The 20,931-nt window shown below is 68.8% G+C and carries 18 protein-coding genes and 2 riboswitches; of the genes, 13 read left to right on the plus strand and 5 right to left on the minus strand.

Going from position 1 to position 20,931, the window contains the following annotated elements; genetic code table 11:
- Positions 1-174: 174 nt before the first annotated feature.
- Positions 175-858, plus strand: a complete 684-nt coding sequence (locus STRNI_RS38505) for a pyridoxamine 5'-phosphate oxidase family protein (protein ID WP_277412925.1) — start codon at positions 175-177, stop codon at positions 856-858.
- A gap of 258 nt (positions 859-1,116) precedes the next feature.
- On the opposite strand, the gene STRNI_RS38510 is transcribed toward STRNI_RS38505, so the two are convergent.
- Entirely contained in the window at positions 1,117-1,566 is a 450-nt protein-coding gene (locus tag STRNI_RS38510) for an SRPBCC family protein (RefSeq protein ID WP_093648022.1), read from the minus strand.
- 472 nt (positions 1,567-2,038) lie between these two features.
- On the opposite strand from STRNI_RS38510, the gene STRNI_RS38515 reads away from it, so the two are divergent.
- Both STRNI_RS38515 and STRNI_RS38520 read left to right on the plus strand, forming a co-directional pair.
- Positions 2,039-2,698, plus strand: a complete 660-nt coding sequence (locus tag STRNI_RS38515; RefSeq protein WP_159491506.1) for a hypothetical protein — start codon at positions 2,039-2,041, stop codon at positions 2,696-2,698.
- A gap of 519 nt (positions 2,699-3,217) precedes the next feature.
- A complete protein-coding gene (locus STRNI_RS38520; protein WP_277412926.1) occupies positions 3,218-4,504 on the plus strand; it encodes an alpha/beta fold hydrolase in 1,287 nt (428 codons plus the stop codon).
- A 345-nt stretch (positions 4,505-4,849) separates the two neighbouring features.
- On the opposite strand, the gene STRNI_RS38525 is transcribed toward STRNI_RS38520, so the two are convergent.
- Positions 4,850-5,986 (minus strand): DUF4185 domain-containing protein, encoded by a 1,137-nt coding sequence (locus tag STRNI_RS38525; protein WP_277412927.1) that lies wholly within the window; start codon positions 5,984-5,986, stop codon positions 4,850-4,852.
- A gap of 163 nt (positions 5,987-6,149) precedes the next feature.
- Between STRNI_RS38525 and STRNI_RS38530 the strand changes: the two genes are divergently transcribed.
- The 10 genes from STRNI_RS38530 to STRNI_RS38575 all read left to right on the plus strand — a co-directional run bounded on the left by STRNI_RS38530 (position 6,150) and on the right by STRNI_RS38575 (position 16,249).
- Positions 6,150-6,359 carry a hypothetical protein gene (locus STRNI_RS38530; RefSeq protein ID WP_187412909.1) on the plus strand — a complete coding sequence of 70 codons (210 nt, stop codon included), beginning with the start codon at positions 6,150-6,152 and terminating at the stop codon, positions 6,357-6,359.
- A gap of 414 nt (positions 6,360-6,773) precedes the next feature.
- A riboswitch (glycine riboswitch) is annotated at positions 6,774-6,868 on the plus strand.
- Positions 6,869-6,960, plus strand: a riboswitch (glycine riboswitch).
- Positions 6,961-7,016: 56 nt separating this feature from the next.
- Positions 7,017-7,619 (plus strand): hypothetical protein, encoded by a 603-nt coding sequence (locus STRNI_RS38535; RefSeq protein ID WP_381845199.1) that lies wholly within the window; start codon positions 7,017-7,019, stop codon positions 7,617-7,619.
- Positions 7,620-7,753: 134 nt separating this feature from the next.
- Entirely contained in the window at positions 7,754-9,136 is a 1,383-nt protein-coding gene (locus STRNI_RS38540) for an L-serine ammonia-lyase (protein ID WP_274733149.1), read from the plus strand.
- A 112-nt stretch (positions 9,137-9,248) separates the two neighbouring features.
- Positions 9,249-10,499, plus strand: a complete 1,251-nt coding sequence (locus STRNI_RS38545; RefSeq protein ID WP_277412928.1) for a PLP-dependent aminotransferase family protein — start codon at positions 9,249-9,251, stop codon at positions 10,497-10,499.
- A gap of 6 nt (positions 10,500-10,505) precedes the next feature.
- Positions 10,506-12,023, plus strand: a complete 1,518-nt coding sequence (lpdA, locus tag STRNI_RS38550) for a dihydrolipoyl dehydrogenase (protein ID WP_277412929.1) — start codon at positions 10,506-10,508, stop codon at positions 12,021-12,023.
- Between the two features lie 348 nt (positions 12,024-12,371).
- Positions 12,372-13,250: a GNAT family N-acetyltransferase gene (locus STRNI_RS38555; protein WP_277412930.1), complete on the plus strand. Its 879-nt coding sequence runs from the start codon at positions 12,372-12,374 to the stop codon at positions 13,248-13,250.
- A 53-nt stretch (positions 13,251-13,303) separates the two neighbouring features.
- Positions 13,304-13,564 carry an FCD domain-containing protein gene (locus tag STRNI_RS38560; protein WP_174876494.1) on the plus strand — a complete coding sequence of 87 codons (261 nt, stop codon included), beginning with the start codon at positions 13,304-13,306 and terminating at the stop codon, positions 13,562-13,564.
- Positions 13,565-13,587: 23 nt separating this feature from the next.
- Positions 13,588-14,430, plus strand: a complete 843-nt coding sequence (locus STRNI_RS38565) for an urea carboxylase-associated family protein (RefSeq protein ID WP_277412931.1) — start codon at positions 13,588-13,590, stop codon at positions 14,428-14,430.
- Positions 14,431-14,653: 223 nt separating this feature from the next.
- A complete protein-coding gene (locus STRNI_RS38570; RefSeq protein WP_159491525.1) occupies positions 14,654-15,412 on the plus strand; it encodes a hypothetical protein in 759 nt (252 codons plus the stop codon).
- Between the two features lie 324 nt (positions 15,413-15,736).
- On the plus strand, positions 15,737-16,249 hold the full coding sequence (locus tag STRNI_RS38575) for a hypothetical protein (RefSeq protein ID WP_093648011.1): 513 nt from the start codon (positions 15,737-15,739) through the stop codon (positions 16,247-16,249).
- 156 nt (positions 16,250-16,405) lie between these two features.
- Here STRNI_RS38575 and helR read toward each other — a convergent pair whose 3' ends face one another.
- The 3 genes from helR to STRNI_RS38590 form a co-directional block, all read right to left on the minus strand.
- Positions 16,406-18,559, minus strand: coding sequence for an RNA polymerase recycling motor ATPase HelR (gene helR, locus STRNI_RS38580; protein WP_266437116.1), 2,154 nt, complete (start codon positions 18,557-18,559; stop codon positions 16,406-16,408).
- A gap of 497 nt (positions 18,560-19,056) precedes the next feature.
- Positions 19,057-19,830: a PIG-L deacetylase family protein gene (locus STRNI_RS38585; RefSeq protein WP_266437119.1), complete on the minus strand. Its 774-nt coding sequence runs from the start codon at positions 19,828-19,830 to the stop codon at positions 19,057-19,059.
- A gap of 46 nt (positions 19,831-19,876) precedes the next feature.
- Complete coding sequence (locus tag STRNI_RS38590) at positions 19,877-20,761, minus strand: glycosyltransferase family 2 protein (protein WP_323182435.1); 885 nt, start codon at positions 20,759-20,761, stop codon at positions 19,877-19,879.
- Positions 20,762-20,931 lie beyond the last annotated feature (170 nt).

Below are 20,931 nucleotides of genomic sequence, written 5' to 3' on the forward strand. Positions count from 1 at the left end.
GGGCGGGACGCGCCCCGCGTCCCGCGCCCCGCTCCCCGTGTCGCCGCCGGGGCAACGCGCCTGCTGGCCAGGGACCTTCGCATCAGGGACCGTCGCCTCAAGGGCCTCGTCTTCGGCACACGTTCCGGCCACCGGACCACACGTCACCCATCGACACCAACGTAAGGCCCCGCCATGAGCCATCCCACGCCCGGTCGGCCCCTGTCGCAGACGGACCGCACACGGCACCAGCGACTGCGAGAGCAAGGCAGCCTCGACCGGAGCGACCTCGACGCCATCCTCAAGGCCGGCTTCGTCTGTCACCTCGGAGTGACCGTCGACAGCAACCTGCTGGTCATACCCACCGTTTACGGCACGGACGGCGCCACGCTGTACTTCCACGGATCGGTAGCCAGCCGCAGCCTGGTCGCCTCACCCGACGCGAGCGTGTGTGTCACCGTGACGCACGTCGACGGCCTGGTCTTGGCCCGGTCCGTCTTCGAGCACGGGGTCAACTACCGCAGCGCCATGATCTTCGGCATTCCCCGGCTGGTCACGGACCCAGAGGAGAAGTGGACGGGCCTTCGTTGCCTCACCGAACAGGCGACCCCTGGCCAGTGGGACTACGCGCGGCAGCCCAGCCGCAAGGAACTCGCCGCCACTTCCTTGCTGGCACTCTCCCTCGACGAGGCATCCGTGAAGATCCGCACCGGTGCCCCGGACGACGGTGACACCCCCGACGCCGAACTCGGGCTGTGGGCCGGTGTCCTCCCCCTCCAAGCCCACTGGGGTGACCTGGAGCCCGATCCAGCCCTCTCCGCACACATCAAGACACCACCCCACCTCGCGAACCGCCAGGGTGTTTCGGCTTTTCGGTAGCTGATGTTTGGCGGACTGTGCTTGGCGGACCGTGCTTGAGGGCTGAGGGCTGAGGGCTGAGGGGTGAGGGGTGAGGGGTGAGGGGTGAGGGGTGAGGGGTGAGGGGTGAGGGGTGAGGGGTGAGAGCATCGACGCCCGGCGACTCAGGCCTCGTTCCCTTGGCATCGATCCCGGCACGCCGAGCGCCCATTCCGCGAGCTGGTTCCTCCGCAGACGTCCCCTTGGGGCGCCGGCCTCAGTCGTGGCTGCCCCGACCGCTCAGTCGAAAGTGCCGGCCAGGTAGGCGTTGCGGGTTCTGATGAGGTGGGGCATGTACCGGCTCAGGAGGATTCTGTCGACGAAACGTCCGACAGGCCCCAGCGGTGAGGCGAAGTCGATGACGTCTCTCATCACGGTGCCACCGGCGCCGTCCGGTTCGAAGTGGTGGGCGTGCCGCCATCGCTTGAAGGGCCCGGACTCCTGCTCGTCCACGAAACGTCGAGGCCGGTCGTATGCGGTGATGCGGGCCTTGAGCCGCCAGGTCAGACCGAAATGACGAGCCCGGAAGGTCACTGTGTCACCGAGAGCCAGCTCGCCCCGAGTCTTGCCACCCACCGCTCGCTCCGACGAAGCGGCCATGGAACGGGTGTGCGCCTGCACATCCAGGCATACCGCGAACACCTGGTCCGGGGGTGCGGCGACGGCTGTCACGACCTCAAAATTCGGCACGAGTTCATCGTAGGCATCGGGCAGTGGCTTCCTGCCACGGGGTCGTTGGTGTGGCGGATGTTGAGCGGGACGAGGATTGCGCCGAGGGGTGCCCGCCGCGTCGGACAGTGAGCGGCCCAGCGGCCCAGCGGCCCAGCGGCCCGGAGGTCGCGGCGCCTGCGGCGCAGCCATGACAGCAGCGGCGGCGACGTGATGGACTGGACTGCGATCCGGGGCCGCGCCCCGGGTAACAACTGGTGCTCGAATAAATGCTGGTGACGTGTCATCAGCTCCAAAGCGGTCGTCGGGCGCCGATATGCAAATGGGGGTGGCTGTGTCGGCGGACGAGCACGTATCGCGGGCGAATGATGCGGACGCGCGCACTTCGCAAGAGCCCGATCAGGACAGGCCGCGGGCGTCTCAGCCGTCGGCGGCTGAGGAGCCGGAGTTATCGCGCCCATCGCTGTCCCCGCTGCGGGACCGTACGCACTGGGTGACGCTGGTCTTGCTGCCGCTCGTCGGAGCTGTCGGCTTCTGGGCCGTGCAGGGACTGTGGGAGTGGGCCTGGAGTGCCATCAGCGGCCCGCCCGGTCTCACTGCCTTCGCTTCGCGGACCGTCGGGGGAGAGCACCTATATCTCGACCCAACGGAGGCCACGGATCCCGCTTCCGTGTGCAAGCGAGGCATCCCCGTCACCGCAGCGGGCAAGCCCGCGAGCCTTCCCATCACGCTGCAGGCCAAGACGGACGAGGCCATTATGGTCATCGGGGTCGAGGTCAACGTCGTATCCAGTGAACCGCCACCGAAGGGCGGGGCGGTAGCCGAGCCGAAAGGCTGCCCGGCTGCCCTCAAGGGCCGTGCCTTCGACGTCGATCTCACCCGTATCCCGTCACCCGTGGTGCCGGCTGCCGGCAAGGCCGGCGGCCACCAGGCCACGGACCTTCCCTTCACCGTCACCGCCGACGATCCTGAGCAGTTGAACCTCCGGCTCAGCCCGGGCGGCAAGGACGTACGGTTCACCGTGAAGATTGAGTGGGTGGCCGATGGCAAATACGGCAGCGTGACACTCAACGGTGACGATCGGGATCGTGAGCGCGACGGCTTCCGCGTGATGGGTCGGCCGCACTCTCCCTCAACTCCCGAAGGCAATTGAAGAGCTCCTTGAACCGGCCCAGGCCCGTTTCGGTGCCGGCGGCGGTGCCATCGGGCTCGTCGGAGCTCGTCGGATCGACGCCGTCCGGTCCCTGGCGGAGCCGTATCAAGTGTGGGGAGGACTCCGGGGGCGGGGTGATAACCCCGAGGCGTCGCCCTGAGGGCAACCCTGACCACGTCCCGGTGCCTTCCCTGATTTCCGTCTCTGGCGGTGGTGAACCCGGGTGGCCCGCTGTCAGGCTCGGTTGAGGGCAACCCCCGTGATCCATTTCGTAAGACCCTCGGAAGGGGCTTGATGCAACCGCTCTTCAGGGCGCTCAGCGGAGTGCTCGCCGTTGGATTATTCGCCGGAGCGTCGGCACCGGGTGCGGAGGCGAATGCCGGCCCTCCCGGCAGAAGCACGACGACACAGGGCGCCATCGACTGGAAGCCGTGCCCCCAGAACGCCGCAGTGGAATGCGGGACTCTGCGCCTGCCCGTCGACTGGGCACGTCCGTCGGGCGAAGGGTTTGATCTTGCGGTGGCCCGTCGCAAGGCGACCGATCCGGATCGCCGGGTCGGTGTGCTGCTGGTCAACCCGGGTGGGCCGGGTGATTCAGGAGTGGACTTCGCTGTACGGCGTGCCAAGTCCCACTTCAGCGCGGAGATCCAGGCAAAGTTCGACATCATCGGTTTTGACCCCCGAGGTGTCGGGGGCAGTCAGCCGGTGAAGTGCTCGCAGAAGCTGCTGGACCAACGGCCGTCGGCCTACCCCCGCAATCAGGCGGAGTTCGATCGACTCGCCGATTTCAACCGCACCTTGCGCAAAGACTGCCGACGACACAGTGGTCCGGTCTTCGACCACACCGACACCTTGAGCGTCGTCCGGGACATGGACGCGATCCGTAGATCGCTGGGCGAGAAGAAGATCAACTACTTTGGTCACTCCTACGGCACGTTGATCGGTCAGCAGTACGCGGAGCAGTACGGCGACCGGATCCGGACCATGGCCCTCACCGCGAACGTCGACCACAGCCTCGGCGCCCGGGAGTTCCTGGTCTCCTCGGCCGCCACCACGGAGGACTCGTTCCACCAGTTCGTCGAGTGGTGTGACCGCACCAGCTCCTGCGCATTGCACGGCCGGGACGTCACCGCCGTATGGGACGGCCTGCTCGCCAGGGCGGACCGGGGAGAGATACGCGATCCGGAGAACCCGGACCAGCTTCTCACCGCAAACGCGATCGCACTCGTCGCCTTCAAAGCGTTCTACGGACCGGATGGGGAAAAGCTGGCCACATATATAGCGCAGCTGGATGCCCAGGAACCGAAGGATCATCCGCAGCAGTCTCAGCAGCCGCAACCGCGGGCCTCGCAGGGAAAGGAGGGACAGACGGCGGCGGAGCCGTTCCATGCGGTGTTCTGCCAGGACTGGCGGTTCCGGCCGAAGGACTACCGGGAGTTCGCCCGCCTGACCGAGGCCGAACTACGGGCTGCACCGCACATGCGCGGCTCACCCCGGGTTCACGCCGACGTGGCCGGCTGCGTCGGCTGGCCGAACGAGGTGAACAACCCACAGCACCGTCTGCGCATCACCGAAGCACCCAAGATCCTCATGTTGCATTCGCTGCACGACCCGGCGAACCACTACGCGTGGGCCACCAAGGTGCACCGGCAGACCCGTAAGACGACGGCCCTGCTGCCGTACGAGGGCGCGGGACACAGTGTCTACGGCCGCAGTGACTGCACACGCGACGCCGTTGACGATTACCTCACGGAGCTCAAGACCCCGAGCGCGGGGAGCCGTTGTACCCCCGCCGGGAAGAACTGACCGCCGTGGTGTAGCGCACCGGCCCGACGCGGCGGACGTGGCGGACGCGGCCGACGACGGCCGAAGCCACGCGCCCGTGAGCCAGGCTCCCACGCATCGGTTCGCTCCTCGTGGGCCCAGCGTGGCAAGAACCGTCCACATCCCGGGCCGCACCAGCCGAGGCCCACCCACCGGCCCACCCACCGTCAGTTCAGAGCCGAACTCATAGCCACCCACAGACACTTGCCCATCCGCCCATCCGCCCATCCGCCCATCCGCCCAGCAGGCCGCCCCGGCAGCACATGCAGGGGCGGCCGCTGCCTCATCGGCCGTTGCCGGAAGAGTGTTCCTCCCGGGTGCGCCGGCTCAGGAGAGCATGTTGACCTTGTACTGCATGATCCGGTAGTTCTTCGGGTCGTACCACTGGCTGACGGCGATGTGGAAGTTGCCGAACGTCGAGCCGGGGATGACGAATCCGCCGTACGGGCTTGCCACGAAGTTGGCCGCCTCCTGACCCGGTGTGCCGGGCAGGATCATCGTCTGCTCCAGCGTCCTGGTCAGGTCCGACGTCGGGAGCGGAAAGACCATCGCCCGGATCGACAGCGCGTTCATGTTCAGCCAGGTGAGGACGTACTTGCCGTCCATGGCGCGGAAGCAGATCTCGCCCCACTTCCGGGTCCCGAAGACGGTCGTCGGGGGCGCGCCCCACCGCCAGCCGCCGTCAGCGTAGCCCCACGGCTCGTACGCGTCCGCGTTGCCGAGGCTGTCCTTCCGTACCCGGTGCAGCAGCATCCCCGATTCCACGTCGCGGTTGAAGACCGTGGACAGGACATAGCAGTAGTCGCCCTCGGCCACCGCGTACGTCTTCTGCTGGAACTGGCCGCCGTGCAGGTCCCCCGGCCACTGGCACAGGTACTCCCAGGTCTCACCGTTGTCGGTGGAGCGCCAGAAGTCCGTGTGGTGGGTGTCGTAGATGACACCGCGCATGAGGTGCATGTACATCACGCCGTCGACGACGAACACATCGGACGGGATCGCCGTCGTGGCCTTGTCGCCGACCGGGCTGTGCGGCTCGTCGACCAGGCTGTTGGCGTGATTGCCGCCGACGCTGCCATCGATACGCAGGTTGTTCAGGTCCGCGCTGCTGGAGCGCAGGCCGACCGGGGCGCGCCAGTCATCGGCGGGCTCGCCCGGCTGCGGTACATGATCGCCGTTGAAGGTGTCGCCGCCGACGAACAGCATGGTGCCATTCGGGCACAACGCGGGGATGCCGAGGTCGGTCCACGGTGAGGCGAACGGGCCGGTCTCGGCCGGGCCGCTGAGGTTCTTCACCTTGGTCGCGAGCGTCGGGCTGGACGGGTCGTTGGGCCCACCGGCCATCGCCACCGTGGTACTGGAACCGACGACCCCCGCCCCCATGGCGACGCCGAGGCCGGCCTTGAGGAGTCTACGGCGGGAGTACCCGCCGGTCGTCGCGTCCTTCTCCTGCGGTAAACGTGTCATTCTGTCGATGCCTCTCAGAGTCGGCTCACTTGTACCGGAGACGCCCTCGGTGCCGCTTCCTTCGACGAGGGTCGTACGAGAGAATCTCGTCCTTCTGCGGGGAGTGCGGGTGGTTTTGGCGGACTCCTCACACAACGCCGCGGCGCGTCTTCACACCCTCTTCATGCGCACCCCCGCATCCGCTTCGCGTACACGCGGAGTGCTGTGGCGTTCCTCGGCACCGTTCGCCGGCCCGGACTGGCGGGACCGGGCGCACGTACTGCTGATCTCAACGCTGGGCTTCGGTCTGCTCGTAGCGCTGCCGCTGCTCCTGCGCAGGGAACTGCGCGCCCGCCGCACGAGTGAGGAGGCCGGCGATGCACCGGCGACATGACATCACCACTGCGACCTGGATCGCGTGGGTGGCGGCGGTGTCCCTGAAGAAGGGCACGGACGGGGTACAGCGGATCACTGTCACCGTTGAGGAGTGTCCAGCGGCCTTGCGCACGATCGCCACCGAGCGGGCCTCAGAGCTTCACCGCGATGAGCGCGGCTTGCACCGTGGGTGAGACGCACCAGCGCCTGCTTTCCTGCAGTTGCCTGCCCGGGCGGTAGGGGAAGGGATCGATCGATACTCACCGGTACGCGGACAGCGGCGTCCGCCGGCGGCGGATAACGTGCCATTTTCGCAGGTCAGGGCCGCGTCGTGGGAGCACGGCGCCGGGGCGGGCCACGCTGCGGACAGCTCTTGACGGCGGTGTCTCGATCACCGTACGGTGCGGCGAACCACAACTGAAAAGACCACCGACGATTCTGCGCGGGAGAGCCCACACCCCAGTGGTGTGGCGCCGAAGGAGCAAATCCTCCCCGGAAACTCTCAGGCCTCGTTACCGCGCAGTGGAGGTGGACTCTGGAAAGCAGACGCTCATGCGTCTCGCCCACGGTGCAAGCCGCGCTTGTCGCGGTGAAGCTCTCAGGCCAATGACAGAGGGGGAGGCTCACTCGATCGCGTGCCCCGTTCGACGGTGCGCGCCAGGCCCGAGGAGCCTCCATGACGCACCCCGACTCTCCCCCCGACGCCCCGTCCCACCAGTCGCTCGCCGCTCTGGAACGGGCCGCGCCCTTCTCCGTACGCCACATCGGACCGGACGCCGAAGAGCCGTTCTGCGTCCCGCACGGTGGGGGAGGGCCCGGCGTCGGCCCTGTCGCCGCACGCGAGCACCTCGCACCGTATCTGCCCTCACACCCGATGCACCCGGATCCCGCCCAACGCGACGGCGGGGGGCTGGTGTCGGCAGCCCCCTACGGATCCACCTCGATCCTCCCGATCACCTGGGCCTACATCCGCATGATGGGAGCCGACGGGCTCACCATCGACCGGTTCTGCCGCAGCATGATCGCCATCCGCCGGGAGATCGACAAGGTGGGCGACGCGGTATGGCCGAAGGACGGCAATCCGCTGGTCAACGCGCCCCACATGGCACAGACGCCGGCCCGCGACGGGGAGCGTCCCTACAGCCGGAACACCGCGGCATACCCGATGACGACCACCGGCCGTAACAAGTACTGGCCCCCCGTCCGCCGTGTCGACGGCGCGCACGGCGACCGCAATCTCCTCTGCTCCTGCCCGTCGATCGACGCCCACGAGAGCTGACACCGCCGCACAAGGCCGGCGGTGCGTCGCGCTGCGACACCACCACCCTGCTGCCCCTGCCCGGCTTCACACCACCTGTCTGAGCGGCACCGTCCCGAACTGGCCGGTGCCCCCAGCGACCCACGGAGGATGGCATGGCCATCAGCGTATTCGACCTCTTCTCCATCGGTATCGGACCCTCCAGTTCCCACACGGTCGGCCCGATGCGCGCCGCCCGGATGTTCGTGCTCAGCCTCCAACGCGACGGCCTGCTCCCTCGCACCGCCTGCGTACGTGCCGAACTCTTCGGCTCGCTCGGCGCGACAGGACACGGCCATGGCACGCCGAAGGCCGTACTGCTGGGTCTGGAAGGCCACTCCCCGCGCACGGTGGACGTGGAGAGCGCCGACGAGGAGGTCGCACGTATCCGTGGCACCCAGCGGCTGCGGCTGCTGGGCGCCGAGACAGGCACCGCCCACGAGATCGACTTCGACGAGTCGACCGGACTGATCCTGCACCGCCGCCGCACGCTGCCGTACCACGCGAACGGCATGACTCTCTTCGCCTACGACACCACCGGTGCGCCGCTGCTGGAGAAGACGTACTACTCGGTGGGCGGCGGCTTCGTCATCGACGAGGACGCGGTGGGCGAGGACCGCATCAAGCTCGACGACACCGTCCTGAAGTACCCCTTCCGGACAGCGGCGGAACTACTGAGCCTCAGCCGCGAGACGGGCCTGTCGATCCCCTCTCTGATGCTGGAGAACGAGAAGGCCTGGCGCACCGAGGACGAGATCCGCACCGGGCTGCTGGAGATCTGGCAGGTCATGCAGGCGTGTGTGGCGCGGGGGTTGTCCCGTGAGGGCATCCTGCCCGGCGGTCTGAAGGTCCGCCGGCGGGCCGCCAACGCCGCCCGGGCCCTGCGCTCCGAGGGGGATGCGGCCGCCCGGGCGACGGAGTGGACCACGCTCTACGCGATGGCCGTGAACGAGGAGAACGCGGCCGGGGGGCGGGTGGTGACCGCCCCCACCAATGGCGCGGCCGGCATCATCCCCGCCGTCCTGCACTACTACATCAACTTCGTGCCCGGCGCCGATGAGGACGGGGTCGTCCGCTTCCTGCTCGCGGCCGGTGCCATCGGCATGCTCTTCAAGGAGAACGCCTCCATCTCCGGCGCCGAGGTCGGCTGCCAGGGCGAGGTCGGCTCGGCCTGCTCCATGGCCGCCGGCGGCCTCGCCGAGGTCCTCGGCGGCTCCGTCGAGCAGGTGGAGAACGCCGCGGAGATCGGCATGGAGCACAACCTGGGCCTGACCTGCGATCCCGTCGGCGGTCTCGTCCAGATCCCCTGCATCGAGCGCAATGGCATGGCCGCGGTCAAGGCCGTCACCGCCGCCCGTATGGCGCTGCGCGGCGATGGCCGCCACCACGTCTCCCTCGACAAGGTCATCAAGACCATGAAGGACACCGGCGCCGACATGAAGGTCAAGTACAAGGAGACGGCGCGGGGCGGGCTCGCGGTCAACGTCATCGAATGCTGACCCGGCGGACTTCACCGCCCGTTCCGCTCCGGCCGTTCCGCTCTGGCCGTTGCCGCTTCGTGCCCCTCCCCTCCGCTCTTGCCGCTTCTTCTCCGAGAGGAACCACTCGCCCATGCCATCCTCTGCTTCCACCCACCTCCGCGGGGCACCACCGCCACCAACCCCCACGGCCACGGCGAATCCCGGATACGTAACCCCCTCCACCGATACGGACCCCGAGGTCGCGGCGGTCGTCGCGGCAGAACTGCGGGAACGGCAGCAGTCCTTGGCGATGACTGCTGCGGGGGAGAGCAGTTTCGCCACGCCCCCGGCGCAGGTGGCGCTCGAACGCATTGCGGTCAGCCGGGCGAAGGCCCTCTTCGGCGGGAAATACGCCCAGGTACTGCCGAAGACGGGAGTCCCGGCCCACGAGGCAGCACTCACCGCCCTGTTGGCCCCCGGAGACAGCGTCCTCTGCGCTGGCCACTCCTTTGGTGGCCGGGGTGTGCACGGCACCCTCGTCGCCCTGGCCGGCCGGCCCTACGACGTGGTCCCGTACCCACTTCGGGCATCCGACGGTCTGGTCGACATGGCGGAAGTGGCTCGCCTTGCCCGGGCCCACCTGCCCACGGTGATCGTCGCGGGCGGGGCAACCCACCCCCGCATTCCGGATCTCGTGGGCTTCCGACAGGTCGCGGACGAGGTCGGTGCCCTGCTGATGGTCGATATGACGCGCTTCGCGGGCTTGGTCGCGGCAGGCCTGCAGCCGACTCCGCTGTCCGGTGCCCACGTCGTCACCGCCGACCTGCACGGGATACTGGGCGGCGCCGGTGGCGGGGTGCTGCTCACCGACGACCGACACCTCGCCACGCGGATGGCCTCGACAACCGCCGCCCGCCGGACGAGCGGGCCTCCGGGGCAGTTCCTCGCGGCGCAAGCGGTCGCCCTCCGCGGGGCCATGTCGTCGGAGTTCCGGGACCGGCAGGAGCGCGCGCTCCGTGGCGCCCGCATTCTCGCCGGGCGGCTCCTCGCCGATGACGTGGCCGAGACCGGGGCCCGGGTGGTCACCGGCTCGACCGAGACGCCGCTTGTGCTCATCGATCTCGCGTATGCGTCGCTGGACGCCGGACGGGCCGGGGAGCGTCTGCGCTCGCTCGGCATCAGGCCGGACAGCTCGGAGAAGCACGGCCTGTGCCTCGGTACCACGCCACTGGCCGTCCGTGGATTCGATGACGCGTCCTTCCGCGAAATCGCCGATGTGATCGCCCGAGCCCTCACACACGAACCCCACGCCACCGCCATGGCCGAGCTGAGCGCTCGCGTAGCTGCACTGACGCAGCGTCATCCCCTCGCGTCCGCAGACACCCAGCCTGAAGAGGAGTAAGCCCCCATGACCCCCGCGAAGCCCCTGAACCAGCATTTCGACGTTCTCGTCATCGGCGGCGGACCCGGCGGCTACGTCGCCGCCATCCGCGCTGCTCAGCTCGGCCGTACGGTCGCCCTCGTCGACAAGGAGCGCCCCGGTGGCGTCTGTCTCAACTGGGGCTGCATTCCGACCAAGGCCATGCTGCGCTCGGCGGAGGTCCTGGAGACCGTGCGTGGCGCCGAGGAGTTCGGCGTGCTGACAGAGGGAGTGCGGCTGGACTACTCCGCCGTTCTGAAGCGCAAGGACGGGATCGTCAGCCGGCTGACGGACGGCATCGCGCATCTCCTCAAGGCCAACGGCGTGACCGTGGTGAACGGCCATGCACGGTTCACCGATCCGCACACCGTCGCCGTCCACGAAACCGGCCCCTCGCCCCTTGGCGAAGACGGCCCGCTCTACGCCGCACCCCCGACGCCGCAGCCGGCGCGGGAAACCCTCTCCGCGGACGACATCATCATCGCCACCGGGTCCCAGCCGCTCATGCCGGACCTCCCGGGCTCCGACCTTCCCGGCGTCATCACCTCCGACGGCGCTTTCCTGCTGCCGGAGGTCCCTGCCCGGGCCGTGGTGGTCGGAGGCAGCGCGGTCGGCGCGGAATGGGCGAGCCTGTTCCGCACGTTCGGCGCCGAGGTCACCCTCGTCGAGATGGCGCCGACGCTCCTGCCGGCTGAGGACGCAGAGATCGGGCGCACCCTCACCCGTTCTTTCACCAAGCAGGGGATCAAGGTACTGACCCGGCACACCGTCACGGCCATCGAAGGGCAGGGCGAAGGGCAGGGCGAAGGCGACGGAATTCAGCTCCGGGCGCTGGTGACCGACGCCAACGGCCAACCCGTAGAGACCCTCCCCGCCGACATCGTCCTCTTCGGCGTCGGACGCCGTCCCAACACCGCCGGCCTCGACCTGGAGAAGGCCGGAGTGCACACCGACGACCGGGGCTACATCCCGGTCACTGACCGGTTGCGCACCAACATCCCGCATATCTCTGCGATCGGAGATGTGACGGGCCGCATCCAGCTCGCACACGTCGCCTCCCACCAGGCCCTGGTGGCGGCGTCCGTGGTGAGCGGCCATGACGAACGCATCGACTACCGGGCCGTACCGGCAGCCACCTTCACCCGCCCGGAGGTGGCGAGCGTCGGCCTGACGGAGGCCCAAGCACGCGAAGCCGGCCACGAGACCACCACCGCACGCTTCCCGTTCGCCGCTCTGGGGCGCGCTCACGCGTATGGCGCTACGGACGGCATGGTCAAGGTGGTCGCCGACCGGTCGAGCGGTGCGGTCCTGGGTGCGCACATCATCGGTCCCGGCGCGAGCGACCTGATAGCGGAGGCGGCGCTCGCCGTGACGCACGGCCTGACCCTGACGGGCCTCGCCGACACCATCCACGCCCACCCGACCCTTGGCGAGGCCACCATGGAGGCGGCGATGGGAGCCCTCGGCCTCCCGCTCCACACCGCGCCCGTCCGCCGCAGAGGATGAGCGGCGGTTAGCGGTTACCCCCTGGGCTGGGACCGCAACGAGGCCGGGGTGACCGCCACGAGGCCGGGGCAGGACGCCGCCCCGGCCTCGTGGTCCGTCCCCGGTATCCCTGCGGCTTCCGCCCGGAGGTGCGCTGTGCGACCAGCCTGGACTCGCCCCCACCGCACGCCTGTTGGAGGAGCCGACCGGGAGCCGGCGACTGGGAGCCGGCCGGGAGCGAGCCGAAGGAGCGATGAGGACAATCGCCACCTTCTTGGCGCGGACGCCTGCATGACGGTGAGGAAGCCCTGCGGCCTCGCCCTGGCGGAAAACCACGGGGCACACCTACGGCATGCGAAAACATGGAGCATGCGACCGGACGACTGGCAACTCACCGAAGACGTCGACGACTTCCTCGCCCGAGCCGGAGACTTCCTGCGCTCACGGCCCGACCTGCACACCATGCCGCTGACGGTGACCGAGAAACTGCGCACACACGGGGCGGACGCATTCGGCGCCCAACCCACCGTATTCGGCCGACTGGAGCGAGCGGGCACGGTCCGCGCCACCTTCCACCGCCTCCCGTCCCGCGGACTGAGCGTCACCTCCCTCACCCCCGAGCAAGCCGACACCCTCGCCGCCCACCTGGCCGCCCTCGGGCACTCCCTTCCCTACGTCAGCGCGGACCACAGCACCGCCACTGCTTTCGCCGAGGCATGGCAGCGGCACACAGGCGCAGCGCCGACCCTCAGCAAGCGGATCCGTCTGTACCGTCTCGGCACACTCACCCCACCGGAGCCGCTCCCGGAGGGCCGGCACCGAGTCGCGGGCGAGCAGGACCACAAGCAAGTCGTCTGCTGGTGCGGCGAGTTCGTTGACACCGTCGGAGAAGTCCCCACCGTGGACGCCGGCTCCTGGGCCGGCTCGCGCTTCGCCGACAAACACTTCACCTTCTGGGAGACCCCGGACGGCACTCCCGTCTCCATGGCGGCCGTGACCTCGATGCTCGCCGGCATGGTCCGGGTGGACCCCGTCTACACCCCGGCTCGCCTCCGCGGCCGTGGCTACGCGGGCGCCGTGACGGTCGAGGTGAGCAGGACCGCGCTCACCGCAGGCGCGAGAGACGTCGTCCTGTTCGCGGACCCTGCCAACCTCACCAGCAACGCCCTCTACCAGCGCATCGGATACGTCCCGATCACCGACTTCGCCGTGTACGACTTCTCCCGTGCCGCACCGGACGTCAGTTGAGAACTAACGAACTTGCTGCTCAGGGCATCAGATACTGGGAACGGACACGCGTCTTGCGTACGGTTCAGGTCGCGCTGCACCTCTCCAGGGAGCGGCCCACGCTCGACGGCCTTGACCGGTATGTCTCGGCCGCCGAACGGGCGGCCGAGGCCGGTCAGTGGAACGAAGCGGCTACCTGTTCTCTGGACTTCCACCGCGGTGTGGTGCACCTGATCGGTAGTGACCGGCTCGACCGCTTCTTCCTCACCACCGTTGCCCAGCTGCGCCTCGCCTTCTGCGAGGTGCCGATCGAAGCGGAATTCCAGAGTCAGTGATTACCAGGAAAGAGAGCACACCGATGGTCAGCACCGAAGCCGCGTACCAGGCCACCAAGGGCGGCCCCCTCGACGTCGACAAGGCCTTCTACGACCGGGTCTCCGGCAGCTCCGGAGACCGCCGGCTGGTCGACAGCTTCACCATCCCGATCCGCGCCGGCCGCGCCTGGGAAGTACCCGCCGGCCATCTGTGCCGCATCGTCACCGTGGACGGGCCGCAGGTCGGTGACTTCAACGTCTGGAACCGCCACGACCCGCGCGAACGCCTCTGGGCCGCACGCACCCGTCAGCTGCAGCGCGCCCACGTCAGCACCTACGACCGCCTGTGGTCCAACCTCCCCTTCCTGCGCCCGCTGCTGACCGTCACCGACGACACGCTCGCCGGCTACGGCACCGACAACGAGGGCGGCAGGGTGCACGATCTGCTCGGCACCCGCTGCGACCCGTACGTCAACCGCATGCTCACCGGTGAGGACTTCGACTTCCACTGCCACTCGAACCTGGTGCGCGCAGTGCTGCCGTACGGGCTGACGGAGTTCGATGTGCACGACGTCCTCAACGTCTTCCAGTGCACCGGACTCAACGAGAACGACCAGTACTTCATGAAGGAATGCCCGGCCCGGCCCGGTGACCACTTCGAGTTCTTCGCCGAACTCGACCTGCTCTGTGCGCTGTCCACCTGTCCCGGTGGCGATCTGTCCGTGCCGCTGTGGGGACCGGACGCGGGCGACCCGCTCGACGTGTGTCATCCGATCGGCATCGAGGTCTACGAGGTCGACGCCGAACTCCTCGACGACTGGGCACCCCCGCAGCGTGCCGCCTACCGCAACCTCCACGGCATGAACCTCCCTGCCTGGAAGGGCTGACCATGACACCAGACCTGACCGGCGCCCCCGGCCGCCGGTTTGGGCGCCCGAACCCTCGCCCCCGAACCCTCGCCCCCCGAACCCTCGCCCCCCGAACCCTCGCCCCCCGAACCCTCGCCCTCCGATGAGCCCGGCTCCCGCAGTGAGTGTCAGTGGTCACGCCTACTCTCCTGACTGACCGGAGACCAAGCGTGACCACCGCTTCCGACTCAAGGGGCCCAGCATGACCAGCATCTTCACCGTGTCCATCGACTCCGTCGAAGGCTCGACCCTCCGTGGGAGGGTGCACATCATCAACCCCGACGTCCCCTCCGTGCCGCGGAAGTCCGTCTTCCCCCTGTCTCTCCTGGTCGACGCCTGGTGGCACCTGGACCGTGGATTTCTGCACGACGAAGACGATGAGGAGGAAGGCGGAGACCGATACCCCTTCACCGCGGACCAGGGCAACGACATCACGGCAAGCATGCGGCTGAAGGACGAGTTCTCGAAGCTCTACGAACTCATCCTCGGCAAGCACATACGCGTCACCGAAGACGGATACCTGCTCGCGGACGACGGCAAGACCGTGCTCGAACCCAGGCGCAAAGCGAAAGACGTGTACCAGCTGGACAGCGGCAGGGGGCACGACGGCATTTCGCACTTCGTGATGACCTCCGGCAACGCCGAGGAGTTCTCCCAAGGGGCCGCCGACATCGTGACCCGCTACGACATCAGCCCCTACCGCAACGTCCCCCTGCGAAGTGAGGTCGCAGCGCTGGAAAACCCGGACGAGCCCTGGGACCCGGAGGAGCCCTGGGGCCCGGAGGAGCCGGACGGCCCCGCCGACCTGGACGACTACACCGTATGGAAGCTTCTGCGGACCTGTTCCTTCGCCGAGCTGCCTTATGCAGAGATCGCGGTGACGGTCAGCGACGCGGGCTACCTGGAGCACATGGTCGCCGGCATGCGCTGGTCGACGACCATGACGGGGCATGTGTGCTGAAAACCCCGTGAGGCCGAGTCGTTCAGCGCCTGCTTACGGGGGACGGGATGCATGGCACAACGCCACTACGGCGACGTGCCGAAGCCAGGGGTTCGGTGCCGGGGGGCCGGGGGGCCGGAGCGGGAACCGGAGGCCGTACTGGCGCAGCAGGGGTCTCACCGGGGTGATGCACCGTGAGAAACCGGCTTGCTGTCGTGACGCACCGGGTACCGCAGACGTATGCGGATGTGGAGAGAGGTCTTGGGGTGGGGGCGCTGGACGGAGGCTCTTCTTCCGGGCGTGGTGAGGCGCGTGTTGGAGGGCGCGGAGCCTCAGCCGCGATGGATGCCGCGGCATGTGCTGACGGTGGTGTCGGCCGATGTCGACACCACCACCGGCGTCGGGGCGGTCTGGCTCGTGTGGTACCCGAAGTTCCCGTGGGCGCGGGAGCACACGGCGCTGCTGGAGTGGTACGACGAGCAGTGGGAGTACGTGGGTGGCGGTAGTGGCACGGTGAATGACCCTCCCGACGTCGATGTGATCGAGCTCTGCGGCGGCGGGTGCGCACTCAGCCTCACCCGCTGCCTTGACGCGCCCCGCTCCGTCGACACGGCCCCACGGATCCACTGCGTCGAAGTCCACCTCGGGCCGGACGTCGGCCAAATCCTCTTCGGCAACCGCAGGATCGACGCTCCCGAGCAGCGCAAGCTCATCGCCGCCTGGATGTCCCCCCACGCCAGCCGCAGCGCTCGTCCCGTCATCGTGGCTCTCGGACACGACGGCACCGAGCTCTCCCGCATCGGCCCCTACGACACCCTGGACACCCACACCTGGGCACGGCTGGCAGAGGAGTCGTAGACGGTCTGCCGGCGCCGGCCCACACTCGGCGGAGGGGTCCCGGCGCGGACCGCGAAGCCCGGGCAGGCAGGCACCTGCGCCCACGGTCCTCCTGCTCGTCGGAAGGCGATCAATCGATGAATCGATCAATCGGTCCATCACGATGTCCTGGCCGAGTCAGGAGCTCGTGAGGATGACGAGTTGCTGGGTCGCCCGGGTCATCGCGACATAGCGGTCGACCACTCCTTCTACCCCCTTGCCGAACTCCTCTGGGTCCACGAGTACGACCAGGTCGAACTCGAGGCCCTTGGAGAGTTCCGGGGTCAGCGACCGGACGCGGGATGTCGCCCGGAACGTGGGATCGCCGATGACGCAGGCAATCCCGTCGGCATGCGCAGCGAGCCAGGTGTCGAGGATCGCGTCCCGATCCGCAACGGCTCCGTGGACGACGGGGATGCCGCTGCTGCGGATGGAGGTCGGCACATTGGCGTCCGGGAGCTCGGCCCGGATGACCAGCTCGGCTTCCGCCATCACCTCTTCCGGTGTGCGGTAGTTGACGCTCAGGCAGGCCACCTCGATCCGGTCGAGCCCGATCCGTTCGAGCCGTTCCTGCCACGACTCCGTGAATCCGTGCCTGGCCTGGGCGCGGTCCCCGACGATGGTGAAGCTCCGGGACGGGCAGCGGAGCAGCAGCATCTGCCACTCTGCGTCGGTCAGTTCTTGCGCCTCGTCCACGATGATGTGCGCGAACGGGCCGGCGAGGAGGTCCGGTTCGGCGCTGGGCAGGGCGGACTCGTCGATCAGGGTGTTCTGCAGGTCCTGTCCGCGCAGCATCCCCACCGCGCCTTCGCTCTCGTCGATCTCGGTGTCCTGCAGGATGCCGTCGATGACGTCGGCCCTGCGCGCACGTTCGGCGGCGACCGCGGCCTCGTGCCGGCGCTTGCGTACGGATGCCTCCGGGTCGCCGAGCCGCTGCCGTGCCGCATCCAGAAGCGGCAGGTCGGACACCGTCCAGGCCTGGGCGTCCTTCCGCTGCAGCTTGCGCACGTCATCGGGGCCGAGCCAGGGAGCGCACTTGCGCAGGTAGGCGGGCACCGACCACAGATCTCCGACGAGGTCGCTCGCTTCGAGCATCGGCCACGCACGGTTGAGGGTCCGGATCAGCTCTCGGTCCTGCAGCAGCGACCTCCGGAGCAGGTCGGGCGAGGCGTCGCTGTCGTCCTTGTCAATCAGGATCGTGAGCAGCTCCTCCCGGATCTGGTCACGCGCCTCATTGTGCGGAGTACCTGGTTCCACTGCTTCGAACGCCGCCGCCCAGTCGTCGGCGCTCAGCCAGATGTCGGACCAGTGGGTCGAAACCGTCATCCCCTCGGTGGGCGGCTCCTCGTAGATACCGACGGCCGGCTCGATTGCCTTCACCAGGTCCGCGGACGACTTCAGAAGGGCCACGCCCGGGTCGGTCTCGGTCGCTGCTCCGGCTCCCTCGGCGACGAGGTCCCGCAGGGTGCAGGTCTGTACGCCCTCCTCTCCCAGGCTGGGCAGGACATCGGCGACGTAGGCCAGGTAGGGCTGGTGCGGACCGACGAACAGCACGCCGCCCCGACGGTGACCGAGGCGAGGGTCGGAGTAGAGGAGATGGGCGGCGCGGTGCAGTGCCACGACGGTCTTGCCGGTACCCGGGCCACCGTCGACGACCAGAGTGCCGCGGGATCCCGCTCGGATGATGGCGTCCTGGTCGGCCTGGATGGTGGCGAGCACATCGCGCATGCGGGCCGACCGGTTGCTGCCCAGACTGGCGATGAACGCGGACTGGTCGTCCAGCGCGGCGTGCCCTTCGAGCCCGTCCGCGGTGAACACCTCGTCCCAGTAGTCGCTGATCCGGCCGCGGGTCCAGCGATACCTGCGGCGGCTTGCCAGACCCATCGGGTTGGCGTGCGTCGCTGCGAAGAACGGCTCGGCCGCGGGGGAGCGCCAGTCGAGCAGCAGCCGACGCCCCGCGCTGTCGGTGAGGCCAAGGCGTCCGATGTACACGGGCTCGGGATGGTCCGTACCGACGATGTGTCCCAGACACAGGTCCAAACCGAAGCGACGCAAGGCGCGCAGGCGGCCGGTCAGCCGGTGGATCTCTGCGTCCCGGTCCATCGCCGCCCGGCCGATGCCGCCGGGAGCCCTGCGCTCGGCCTCAAGACGGTCGGACAGTTCGGCGATTGCTTGCTCAAGGCTCTCCGCGATGGCCGCGAAGTGCTGCTCGTCGCCGTCGATCAGGGCCGGGTCGGCCTTGGGGGAGAGGTGGTGGGGAAGGTCGAACGCGCTGGTGGTCAGGGGATTCATGTCATCAGCTCCGGTCCGCGGTCGCTGCCGCGACGTCCGTCGGCCCGCACACCAGCACCCCGGTGTCGAGTGCCCGCAACCGCGGCGCGCGTCCCCCCAACGGCTCGATGTCACCGCACGACTCATCACCAGACAAAAGCATGCACACTTCGCGAATCTCTCATTTCTGCAGGTTCCGACCTCGGCCCGCGATTCTGCCCCACCACCGGGGCCTTGCCGCAAGCCCCCCAGTGCGCTATAAGTTGAGAGTGGCAAGGAGTGGGTACTCCTCTTTGCCCTTCCTCGCCCGCAGTTGAACGGGCAAGCCCTTCGCAAGGTGGCGGCGACGCGTTACGTATGGCGGTTCGTCGGCCCAGGAGGATCTCCCATAGGCCTCCATACGGCTGCGGAATGAGGAGCTCTCACCAATTCAGCAAGGCGCTGAGGCCTACGGCTGTCCCCGGCCGACTGGACCACCTTGAGGTGTCCGGACTGGTCGCGATCGGCTCCCCACCACATCAGGGAGTCAGCTGCCGCGGATCGCCAGGGGCGGGCCCGGGGGTCAGGCGAGTGAAGTACTCGGTCGAGATGATCTGGTGGCGGATGTCCTCGGGCAGGCGGGAGAGGAGCCCGGGCAAGGAGCGCTCGCGTGCCACCTCCCCTTCGTGTGCGAGGATCGCGCGCCACTTCCGCTCGAGCCAGGGCGTCACGTCCACGATCGCGGTGACGTATTCGTCCGGCACGCTGAGCAACGTCTTGCCGACCCCTGTCAGGAGCGGGGCCAGGGCGCCGACCCCGGAGCAGGGATGGGTGGCCGCGTAGAGGGCGCTGGTCTGCCAGGGGTCCCCGGTCTCTGGGTAGAGGTGTGCGAGTCCGGCGGCCTCGACGGCGAGAACGGCCACCCGGTGGGTGTGGCGGTGGTCCGGATGGCCCGTCAGCTGGCCGAGGGCATCGTGAGTGACGACGATGTCGGGGCGGAACTCTCGGAGTGGTCCGACGAGTTCGGCGATGACGTCGTCGAGCGGCGCGTCGCAGAACCGGGGGCGCCCGGGCGCGGACTCGGGGTTGCGGGCGTCGGCATACCCGAGGATGCGTGGTGCGCCGGCACCGAGGATCCGCAGGGCGTGGGTGAGCTCGATGGCCCTGGGGCTGTCCGGGGCCCAGGTGGTGGTGACGACCGCGGTGCGCGCGCCCGCGGCGGCGTGCTGGGCGAGGACACCGCCGGCGGACAGGGACTCGTCGTCGGGATGTGCGAACACCCCGAGCAGGGACGGGGGAGGGGACGGTGGCACGTGGCGGATCTTTCTCGCGACGGAATGGCCGGGTGGCTGGGAGGGCTCAGATGACGGGTGGACGGCCGGCGGCGGTCAGACGCCACACGGTCCGCCAGCTCATGGGGCGGCGCTGCTGTTCGTGGCGGCGGGCCCAGCCCTCGCGCTTGCCGCGGAGAGACTCGCGGACTTGGCCGCCGCGCGCTGAGCGGACCAAGGTGATGACGGTCCAGACGGTCAGGTAGGCGGGGATGAGCGCGGCCGGAAGATTGCGGTAGGCGACCCAGACTCGGTTGCGGGCAGAGCAGCGGTGGAAGAGGGCATGCCGGGCCGGGCTGGTCACCGGATGGTGCATCCGGACCTCGGCCGCGTACCAGCCGATGTATCCCTGAGCCCAGAGCTGTTGTGCCAGCGCGATGCCCTCGTGATAGAGGAAGAACTCGGCCGCCCACCCGCCGGCGGCGTCGAACGCCTCTCGGCGCAGGAGGACGACACCTTCGGTCATCGTGGTGATGATGCCGGACCGTTCCGGATGGCTTGCGCGCAGGCGCGGAACCCAGCGGCGCGGCGTGGTCACGTCGTCGGGACCGGTCAGCCGGGGCTGGACGTACGCAGCCTTGGGGCGGCGTTCGGCTTCGGCGACGAGCCGGGCGAGGACATCGGGGCGCGGGAAGGTGGCGTCGTTGTCGAGGAAGAACAGAAGGCCGGCCGGATCACCGGCCTTGCGGAGCGCTTCGGCGCCGGCGTTGCGTCCGCCGGGAATACCGAGGTTCTCCGGCAGGGCGACGGTGATCGCACCGGGAGGCACGAGTGCGGGTGTGCAGCCGTTGCCGACCACACAGATGCGTAGCTCGACGTTGGTCTGGGCAAGCAGCGTCGCCTGGGCGGCGGCCTCCTCTGTTGGGCGGTCGTTCATGGTCAACAGGACAACATCGATGCGAGGGTCGGGCACGGGGGAGTTCCTCCAGGTCGGCCGTGGTGAAGCCGGATGTGGGGATGGCGCTGGTCAGGGTGTTGGGCTCGGCAGGGGGGAGGTGTTCGGCCAGTCGGGCGATGAGCGGGGCGAGGGCGGAGTGAACTCCTCTATTGCAGGCCTGCCTGGTGGGGAAAGCGCGATCTCAA

This window comes from Streptomyces nigrescens, from assembly GCF_027626975.1.
Taxonomy (GTDB): Bacteria; Actinomycetota; Actinomycetes; order Streptomycetales; family Streptomycetaceae; genus Streptomyces; species Streptomyces nigrescens.